Genomic DNA, 9,997 nt, shown 5'->3' on the forward strand with positions numbered 1-9,997 from the left:
TCCTGTTCCCGGGGAGAGTGCCGAGTTGCGGATAATGTCTTTCAATATGCGTTATCCCGCTTCAAGTGATACCGGCACAAAATCATGGGATAACCGCAAAGAGCCTTGCGTTTCCATGATCAAGGATCAGCAGCCGGATGTGATAGCAACTCAGGAGCTTCGCACTGCTCAACGTGAATATCTTAAGGAAAAGCTTACGGAATACTCATTCGTGGAGATTCCCAACACCGGTACCGGTTCGGGTGCCAATATAGTCATGTTGTATCTCAAAGACAAGTTTTCCTTGATAGAATCGGGACATTTTTTCCTCAGTTTCACTCCGGATTCTCCTTCAAGATGCTTCAATGTCGGTGACAACCAAATGCGTGCGACGGTATGGGTGCACCTTAAAGATAACAATAGCGGTAAAGAGTTCATTGCGATGGGTACTCATTTTCCGACGCGTGCCGGCAATAGTAATTATGACAACGCCCCATATGAAGAGGCACGAATTCTTAGTGCCGAACTCTGTCTGGAGCGTCTGAAAGTCAAGGCGGGAAACGATATGTTGTGTTTTCTGATGGGAGATTTCAACTGTTCGTGGAAAGACAAAAACGGCAATACGGCGAAACATGGATCCCAGGTGCGGGAAGTATTGCTGGGCTGGATGAAAGATGCGAGAGACGAGGCTAAGGACCTCACAGCGACAGGAATTACTTCTTTCAATAGTTTCGGTTCAGGCTCCATGACTCCAAACCGTATCATTGACCATATATTTTTCCGCAATGCAGAGACTATAGATTTCAATACAATAATAAAACCATACAACAACATTAAGTATATCTCTGATCACTATCCGATTATGTTGCGGGTGAAGATTTAAATAGCTTAAAAACAAACACTACAGGTTGCTGAAAAAATCAAAATTTAAGGTAGGGAAAGGACTGCAGAATGAAAAAAGGCAAGGTTTTAGTCGCGTTGTTTTCAGTTTTCTTCAGCGCATTCACACTATGCGCTGAAGAGCTGAAAATAATGTCGTTCAACGTGAGGTATAATTCTCCGAAAGATCTCGGTGAAAACTCCTGGGATGTCAGAAAAGGAGCAGTCGTGAACTTGATAAAGAAGATGACTCCCGATGTGGTTGGTCTTCAGGAACCGCGCACCATACAGCGGACATATTTAAAGGAATCACTGCCAGAATACGTCTATATGGAAGTTCCGGGAACCGGCGACGGGCGCGGCGGAAATGTAGGGCTGATTTATCGTTCCGATAAATTTGACAAGGTGGATGGTGGATTCTTCTATCTCGGGCCGACCCCCGATGTGCCGTCTCCATCTTTCGATGCCCCCGACAGTACGTGGCGTGTAACAGTCTGGGTAAAACTTCGCGACAAGAAAAGCGGTAAGGAATTTACTGCTATGTCTACACATCTTCCGGTGCGCACAAAGCCGCATCTCGCAGCCGAACCATATGTAAGATCGCGCTTCCATGCATCTCAGTTAAACGTTAAGCGTCTCAAAGACATAGCGGGGGAGGACGGCACATGTTTCATTGTCGGAGACATGAACTGTTCCTTGCAGAAGGCGGACGGCTCAATCAACCATGACGGTGTCAAGGCTCTTTCTCCCTATCATGAATGGATGGAAGATGCGCGCAAATTTGACGAACATCCTGAAATCAACAGTTTTAATGCATTCGGCAAAGGCGAGGATTCACCTCACCGCAAGATAGACCATATCTATTATCGTAACGTGGAACCGATTTCATTTGTAACGATTACCGAACCGGTGGATTGCCTGAAGTATGTATCAGATCATTATCCGCTGATGCTTACATGTAGATACTGAAAAGTTTTCACATACATTTAAAATAATAATATCATGAGACGACAATTTATTATCGTCTTGGCTTGTTGTTGCGGTATATCAGCCGCAAGTGCAAAAAACTACACTTTGAAGAATGACAAAGTTCAGATTGCCATAGACGAGCGAGGACGCCTTAAAAGTCTGAAAAATCTGACTACCGGTCGTGACTATGCCGGTGACGGTTATCTCTGGCGGCTCTATTATGAGCGCAAGGGTTTCAAGGAAAATGAAATCGCAGCCGGAATGCAATCATCTCCTGAAATTGAGCAGAAGGGGAATAGTCTGATTCTTACATACCCGCAAGTCACACACGCAGACACAACGGTGAATGTATCATTGAAGCTTACCGTCACCCTCGAACCCGAGATGGTGCGGTTCAGTTCGGAGATCACAAATAACCAGCCACACACTATTGTGCGCGAGTTGCATTATCCTCTTATTCAGGATATGAGGCTTCCTGAAGACTATAAACTTTTCTTACCCCACACCGGCGGACAGGTCTATGACAATCCCAAAGAGCTGATAGAGAAGCATTCCATGGCAAAGCCTTATGCGACCCCCGCGCAACGTTTCCGCCAGATGCCTGCGGCTTATCCCACACGCGCCACTACGGCGGGATGCAGCGGAAACATGGCGTCAAACTGCTTTGCATGGTGGAACGACACCGAGGGGCTGTATCTCGGTTCTCACGATCCCAAATTCCAGGATACGGGACACAGCCTGCGTCTCTATCCTGACGGCAATAAAAAATTCACCCGGCTTGAAACAGGTTTCCAGAAATTTCCACATGTATTCTGCGGGGAAACATGGGTAAACACCGCGAATGTAATCGCTCCTTACACCGGAACCTGGCACAAGACCTCCGATTTCTATAAAGAATGGGCAAAAAGCTGGTGGGAGCATCGCGACAGTCCGGAATGGGTGAAAAAGATGAAGAGCTGGCAGCGTATAATCTTTAAATCGCAATATGGCGAATACCATTATCGTTATGCCGATCTTAACGGACGCATAAAGAAAGCAGGCGAGGATTCAGGTTGCGATGTGGTATTTCCCTTCGGCTGGTGGCTTGAGGGCATGGACAACGGCAATCCCGACTATTCGCCGAATACGGAAGAGGGTGGAGATGAAGCCTGGAAAAAGGCGATAGCCGACTATAAGGCTGCCGGTGGCAAGATTCTGCTGTATTATAATGGCAAACTCATAGACCGTGAAAGTGATTTTTATAAAAAAGGGAAAGCAAAGAAAATAGCATACTGTGACAATACCGGCGCGGAGCTTACCGAGCAATACCGTTTTACGGGCAACGGCTCCTTCCTCGGTTCATATGACGCACGCACCTTCTGTGTCGCCGACACCCGCAATGCGGAATGGCGCAAGAAACTTATCCAGATGGCTGACCGTGCCCGCAGACTCGGAGCCAATTCCGTATTCTATGATCAGCTCGGTTATGCCGAGGCTGTGACCAACTGGGATCTAAGCCGCGAATTTCCGGTGCCCAACCATTGTGTGATCGCAGACAAAGCCAGGACCTTAAAGGAAATCCGGGACCACAACGCCAAGTTTGACCCTGAATTTGCATTAGGCACCGAATGGCTCACGGACGCGACAGCCAATTATTGCGATTATATCCATATCTATCAGGTCACAGCCGGTCCGAACAGCTTCATAGACTGGTTCCGCTATACTTTCCCCGAGGTCAAGGTGTCTGACAGAGAGGTTCGCGATGACAACGATATTCCGCGTCGTGTCAACAACACAGTGTTAAAGGGACTTGTAAACGACATAGAGATATACCGTTGCCGCGGTCTCATAGACGAGACCCCCGTATATCAGGCATATCTTAAGAAAGTGAACGACATAAGAGACAAGTATGCGGATCTTCTGCTTGCCGGCACTTATCGCGACACTCAGGGTTTCACTTCTACCAATCGTGAGATAGAGGCGCGTGCCTTTGTCAATGGGGACAGCATGGCTATCGTGGCGACACGCGTCTCGGCGGGCGAGCCGGAAGAAACGGTGATCGATGTTCCGGGATATAAGTTCCGCGAGAGCTCGGTGCTCGGAAACGCACAGGTCAAATCCGACGGCACGCGTGCCGCGTTCGGGCAGAACGACCTTGCAGTCCTTGTTTTTGATAAAATCTGAAAACGTTGAAGTTTCCGGGCACTTTCCAGATTCCATTAGCGGAAATCTGATGTCTGCGTGTCTTAAATATGTATCCGGAATCTCCAGGTAACCTCCGTGGATTCCGGATACATAATCCACTAATATTAACCTAAGATCTATACCGTTTCTATGTCACACAATCGTAAAAGGGAAGTGAGGAACAAATTCGAGCAAGCCTTCCTTCAAAGCTCCGGCAAGATCTTCAATTTTGTCCTGTCCATAAGCAACGGCAACAGCTGGCTTGCCGAAGAAGTGACCCAGACAACTTTTCAGAAACTATGGGAGCGGCTTGAGTCATCGGCTCAGGTAGAGAATATAGATTCATATCTCTTCACCACTGCTAAAAACATAGTGTTTAATCTAAGCCGCCATGAAACTGTGAAATGGATATATCAGCGCTATCTGATGCAACATCGCAAGGAATCCGAACTGACGACAGACCAGACCATAGAAGGTAATTTTATGATGCAATATATAAGGTCACTGCTCGAAGAGATGCCTCCGATGAGAAGAAAAGTGTTTGAAATGAGCAAACTTGATTATTATTCCACCAAAGAGATTGCCGAACAGCTGAATCTCTCTGTGAGCACTATAGAGACACATCTTCAACTCGGATTACGCTTCATGCGCGAAGAGTTACGGAAGCGCTATGGGATAGTCGTGTCCGTAATGCTGCCTGTATCTGTTCTTTTTTCAATACTTTTCATTTAAACCGGATAGAATCCATATGAATAAACTTAAATACGATATAACCGATATAGCTGAAAATACCCTCAGGGGGGAGGCATCTGTGGAAGAAATAATTCTCCTCTCGAATTGGATAATCACGGACAGACATCTCAACGAATGGGTGGTGGAGGAGATTGCATCCCAGCCTCCGGTGGCTAAAGGTGCAGACCTTGACCATATATGTCAGAACATAGTGAAAGGGAATCATGGGAAGAAAATCAGTCTTAAATACTTTCTACTGACGATAGCTGCTCTTTTTGCCGGATTCGGTATTTTCCTGGTCCTGAATATAGAGCATCATGAACCTGAGCATCCCCTGTCTGTGCGTACAGTGGGAGGAGAAAAGTCAAGAATAGCTTTGCCAGACGGGTCATCGGTGATTCTTAATTCCAAGACTTTTATAAGTTATTTCTACGATAAAAAGTCCGGGGTCAGGAACGTGAAGCTAAATGGAGAGGCATGGTTCGATGTGAAGACTGATGCCAGACATCCGTTTGTCGTTGATTGTGACAATTTGAAAGTGGAGTGCCGTGGAACAGAATTCAATGTCACCGCATATCAGGATGACGAGACTGTGACAGTGGTTCTCAAAGATGGCAAGGTCAACGCTGTTTCAGCGCGTGAGAATATAGAGATGCGTCCGGGAATGTTACTGAATTATGACCGCACTTCCGGTCATGTTGACACAGACATGGTTACCGCCTCGGATTATTGCGACTGGAGGAACGGAGAGATCCATTGCGACAATATAACTCTTGAGGCGCTCTTTAAACGACTGTCTCGGACTTACGGGACGGCAATAAATATCCAGACGCCTTCTTTGCGAGCGGAGAGGGTGTATGGCATGATGCTGGAGGGAGACCTCGACCACGTGCTCGACATAGTGTGCGAAGCATGTGAAATGGAATATCGGAAAGAAAAAGACAACACCGTATACGTTTTCAAGACTCATACAGAATGAGGTAAAAATATTTCATCACCTTTTAATTAACCTATAAAATCATGTTAAAGACTACAGCAAGAATTCTGCTAACGCTCATTGCAATTCTTCCGTTGGGAAGCTGTGAAGAGAAAGATGACCGAGGAATCCCCGGCTTCAGCGAGATCACGGTCAGTCCCGAGAAGGATGTATATGAGGTTGGCGATCAGGTGACATGCACTATACGCATGACAAGTCCTGCAGGTCCTACCCTGAAAAAATCTACCTACTGGTGGTACACCTCCTGGTGGTTCCAGAGCACTGAAAATCCGGTTGATTTTNAAGAGTTTGAGGAGAGTGGCCAATGTGTATCAAGTACAATCACCCTCACTGAGCCGGGTGATGTGAAACTCTATTTCTTCGGACGGCTTGAATATCCTAATTACGATTGGGAGAAAATAGAGATATCAAAAACCATTAAAGTGAAAGGAACGGCATCATGAAAATTGAATTTATTAAGAAACTGAGATTTGCGGCAGTATCTGTAGCTGTCGCGGCGATTTCATCTGCAGCGATGGCAGAGGTGACGGTGTCTTTCTCTCAAATCAGCTATCGCAAGGCTATGGAGGAAATCCAGAAGGTATCGAATCTTCATTTCTTCTATAATGTGTCTCTTAAAGGACTTGACAGCAAGGTGTCGCTTTCCGTTAAGAACGCATCTGAACGCTCTGCACTCGATAAGCTTTTTGCAGACAGTCAGCTTGATTATACTTTGAAAAATGACAACACCGTTGTCGTTTATCAGAAAGGTGACGCTACAAAAGGAGAGTCCAGGAAGAATACAAAGGAGCAGAAAGATTCCCGGAAAAAGATAAAAGGAGTTGTAACGGATGAGAAAGGGGAACCGTTGGTAGGAGTCACCATGAAGGTTAGGAATTCCAATAAGGCAGTTGTGACTGATCTTGACGGCAAATTCTCACTTGAAGATCTACAGAAAGGTGATGTGATTGAACTTACATATGTCGGTTATGCTCCCAAATCGGTAAAAATTGACGATTCGTCATCTTACGACATACGTCTTCAGGAGATGGCATCAGATCTTGATGATGTGGTTGTGGTCGGTTACGGAAGCCAGAAGAAGGTCAATCTGACTGGAGCTGTCAGTGTGGTAACCGCCAAAGATCTCAACGGCAGACCCACGGGTAACGCGGCGACAGCCCTGCAGGGAGCCGACCCCTCGCTTAATCTGTCAATGGGTTCCGGCGGCCCTGATTCAGATGTGTCGATTAATATACGTGGAGTAACATCGATTAACGGTGGCAAACCGCTCATTCTGGTAGATGGCGTGGAGATGGATCTTACACGAGTGAACGCCAATGATATAGAGAGCGTTTCTATTCTTAAAGATGCGTCGGCAGCTGCCGTATATGGTGCCAAGGCATCGGCGGGAGTGGTGCTGGTCACAACAAAATCCGGACAGAATGATTCCAGAGCACGTGTGAGTTTCGACCTCAAGGCTGGTTGGAAGCGTCAGACGACAAGCTCCGATTATATTACCAGCGGGTTCTGGCAGATGTATCTCAACGAGAGTTCTATGTATAATGACCAGTCCCGTTATTTCCTTACAGGTTATGGCGATAACGAATATGCCCAGATGTGGATGCGTCTTGATGACAAGACTGAAAATCCCGAACGTCCATGGTGTGTCCCAACTCCTTACGGGCACTGGATGTATTATGCCAATTATGATTGGTACAGCCACTATTTCCGCAAAGATCGTCCGATGCAGGATTATAACGTTTCTGTGACCGGTGGCTCCAAAAAAGTCAATTATTATGTCAGCGGACGCGCATATCTTGAAGACGGAATGCTTGCGAAGGGTGCCGATTCGTTCAAAAGTTATTCATTCCGTGCCAAGGTTAATGCAAGAATCACAGACTGGCTGACATATCGTGTAAACACCAGTTTCTTCAATTCACATTATGACCATGGAGGCACATCCGACCTAAATAATTTCTTATACAAGGCTCTCCTTCATACATATGCAGCATTTCCTTCCACCAACCCCGACGGCACATCACTGTTTCAGTTCGCACCGGGATTAATTTCCATGAATGCCGTGAACATGGGTGCAGGGTATAATGCCATGCTTAATTATAACAAGCACAAGACGGTAGACCGGCAGAACGAAGCCCTTATCAAAAATACAATTGAAATCAGACCACTGAGCTGGTGGAAAATAATTGGTGAATATGCTTATCTGTTCCGCAACACCACACGCTCAAGCCGATATGTGAACGTTCCCTTCAGCCGCACTGAAGGCGAGATAGAATGGATTGACGAGGGTTACGACAAGTCGAGTTTCACTGACAAGTTTGTCCGCAACATGACCAACACCACGCGTCAGACAATAAATGCCTACATGGAGTTTGATCCCAGCTTCGGTGATCATAATCTGAAAGCGACGGTTGGATTTAATGGTGAAATCTACCGCTATCTTTATTTTAAAGCAGGTCGTCAGGATCTTATGAGTCAGGATGTCAGCTCACTTAACATAGCTACCGGAGAATATACGGAAGTTATTGACAAAGTAAACAATGCTGTGACATATGGATTCTTCGGACGAGTCAATTATGATTATGCCGGCAAATATCTCATTGAGGTTTCAGGACGCTATGACGGAACTTCAAGGTTCGCCAAAAATCACAGATGGGGATTTTTTCCCTCTGCTTCGGTCGGCTGGCGTTTTTCCGAAGAAAAATTCTTCGAACCTTTGCATCCGGTATGGAGCAACGGAAAGCTCCGTGCCTCATATGGTATGCTTGGCAACCAGCAGGTAGGATATTATGACTATATCCTTGAGATGACCACTAATCAGGCAAACAAGGGAATAACGTTTGATGGAGAGTCTTATATATATTATGCAAACGTCAGTGATCCCGTTGCCGATGACCTGACTTGGGAGAAAGTGATTACCTACAATCTGGGTCTTGATCTCGGATTTTTCAATAACAGACTTGGAGTGTCGGGTGATTTTTATATTCGCGACACTAAAGACATGCTTACGAGCGGAGCGCAGCTTCCCGATGTGTATGGAGCCACTGTGCCCAATTCCAACTGTGCGGATCTTCGCACCAAAGGTTATGAACTTTCTGTGAACTGGACTGACAATTTTCACCTTCTTGGAAGTCCGTTCACATATTCAGTCGGAGCAGGCTTGGGAGACCAGATTTCCAAAATCACTAAATTCGATAACCCGGAGATGTTGCTTGGCAAGCATTACGTGGGAGAGACACTCGGTGAAATCTGGGGTTATCGGGTTGCCGGTCTTTTCCGGACGGAAGAAGAGGCTCAGGAATATCAGAACACCATCGATTGCAAGAATTATGTGCACAATGCGATGGACAAGGGTCCGAATCCCGGTCTGCATGCAGGTGATGTGAAATTTATAGACATCAATGGAGATGGTGCCATCACCCCGGGTAACAGTAAAGTGGGCGATTCCGGAGACCGAGTGATAATCGGTAACAAGCGTCCTCGATATAACTATAATTTCAGAGGCAGTCTGCAGTGGAAAGGAATAGATATTTCCGCATTCTTCCAGGGTGTCGGCAAATGCGACTGGTATCCCGGCAATGAGGCGCGTACTTTCTGGGGACCTTATTGCCGTCCTTTCATAGCCTTTATTCCAGAAGGATTCCAGAATGAAATATGGACAGAAGACAATCCGGATGCCTATTTCCCTCGCTTGCGCACATATCAGGCTTATTCAGGCAAACGAGCCCTCAACGTGAACAATGACCGATATCTTCAGGATGTGTCATACCTGAGACTTAAGAATCTGACGGTAGGATATACATTGCCGGTTTGGAAAAATGTCTTCAATGAACTGCGTATTTATTTCTCTGCTGAGAATCTCGCATATTGGTCACCTTTCAAAAAGCATTGCAAGACTATCGATCCAGAAACTGCGACGAAATCCGGTACCAAGTCAAACGACGGAATGGTTTACGGCTTCTCGAAATCGTTTACATTCGGTGTCAATGTAACCTTCTGAGCAGCCGACCAAATTTAAGAAACTGTTTAAAACCAAACAGTTTTAACGATAGTAAGTGAAAGGAAATCTTTTTAACATCAAATATCAATCATGAAAATACTCAGATATCTAACTGCTGTTGCAGGTATATTCGTCTTATGGGGATGTACGAGTATGGATCAGTATCCAGAAGATTCAATGTCGCCTGAAACATATTTCAGTTCTGAAGCCGAATTGCGGCAATATACAAATTCGTTTTATACGCTTATGCCTACCGCTTCATCCCATTCCTTGAGCTGGTA

Annotated in this window: 7 protein-coding genes; all 7 read left to right on the forward strand. The window is 45.9% G+C overall.

The features are described 5' to 3' along the window. Window positions 1-862, forward strand: an 862-nt coding sequence (locus tag JX312_RS04520; RefSeq protein WP_204457197.1) for an endonuclease/exonuclease/phosphatase family protein, incomplete at its 5' end; no start/stop codon positions are given. A gap of 68 nt (window positions 863-930) precedes the next feature. After that, the gene (locus tag JX312_RS04525) at window positions 931-1,827 is read left to right on the forward strand and encodes an endonuclease/exonuclease/phosphatase family protein (protein ID WP_123404140.1); all 897 of its coding nucleotides are present in this window, start codon (window positions 931-933) and stop codon (window positions 1,825-1,827) included. Window positions 1,828-1,860: 33 nt separating this feature from the next. After that, on the forward strand, window positions 1,861-3,990 hold the full coding sequence (locus JX312_RS04530) for a DUF6259 domain-containing protein (RefSeq protein ID WP_124096588.1): 2,130 nt from the start codon (window positions 1,861-1,863) through the stop codon (window positions 3,988-3,990). Window positions 3,991-4,140: 150 nt separating this feature from the next. Then, window positions 4,141-4,722, forward strand: coding sequence for a sigma-70 family RNA polymerase sigma factor (locus tag JX312_RS04535; RefSeq protein WP_123404144.1), 582 nt, complete (start codon window positions 4,141-4,143; stop codon window positions 4,720-4,722). Window positions 4,723-4,738: 16 nt separating this feature from the next. Beyond that, window positions 4,739-5,701 (forward strand): FecR family protein, encoded by a 963-nt coding sequence (locus tag JX312_RS04540; protein ID WP_124096589.1) that lies wholly within the window; start codon window positions 4,739-4,741, stop codon window positions 5,699-5,701. Between the two features lie 457 nt (window positions 5,702-6,158). Then, window positions 6,159-9,716, forward strand: coding sequence for a SusC/RagA family TonB-linked outer membrane protein (locus tag JX312_RS04545; protein ID WP_204457198.1), 3,558 nt, complete (start codon window positions 6,159-6,161; stop codon window positions 9,714-9,716). Window positions 9,717-9,806: 90 nt separating this feature from the next. After that, the coding region (locus JX312_RS04550; protein ID WP_204457199.1) for a hypothetical protein at window positions 9,807-9,997 on the forward strand (191 nt) is incomplete at its 3' end.

Source organism: Barnesiella sp. CU968, from assembly GCF_905219685.1.
GTDB lineage: Bacteria > Bacteroidota > Bacteroidia > Bacteroidales > Muribaculaceae > Lepagella > Lepagella muris_A.

Bases quoted from the DNA above. Each gene is read 5' to 3' on its own strand.
- JX312_RS04540 (WP_124096589.1), top strand. From the start codon at position 4,739: ATGAATAAACTTAAATACGATATAACCGATATAGCTGAAAATACCCTC.
- JX312_RS04535 (WP_123404144.1), top strand. From the start codon at position 4,141: ATGTCACACAATCGTAAAAGGGAAGTGAGGAACAAATTCGAGCAAGCC.
- JX312_RS04545 (WP_204457198.1), top strand. From the start codon at position 6,159: ATGAAAATTGAATTTATTAAGAAACTGAGATTTGCGGCAGTATCTGTA.
- JX312_RS04530 (WP_124096588.1), top strand. From the start codon at position 1,861: ATGAGACGACAATTTATTATCGTCTTGGCTTGTTGTTGCGGTATATCA.
- JX312_RS04525 (WP_123404140.1), top strand. From the start codon at position 931: ATGAAAAAAGGCAAGGTTTTAGTCGCGTTGTTTTCAGTTTTCTTCAGC.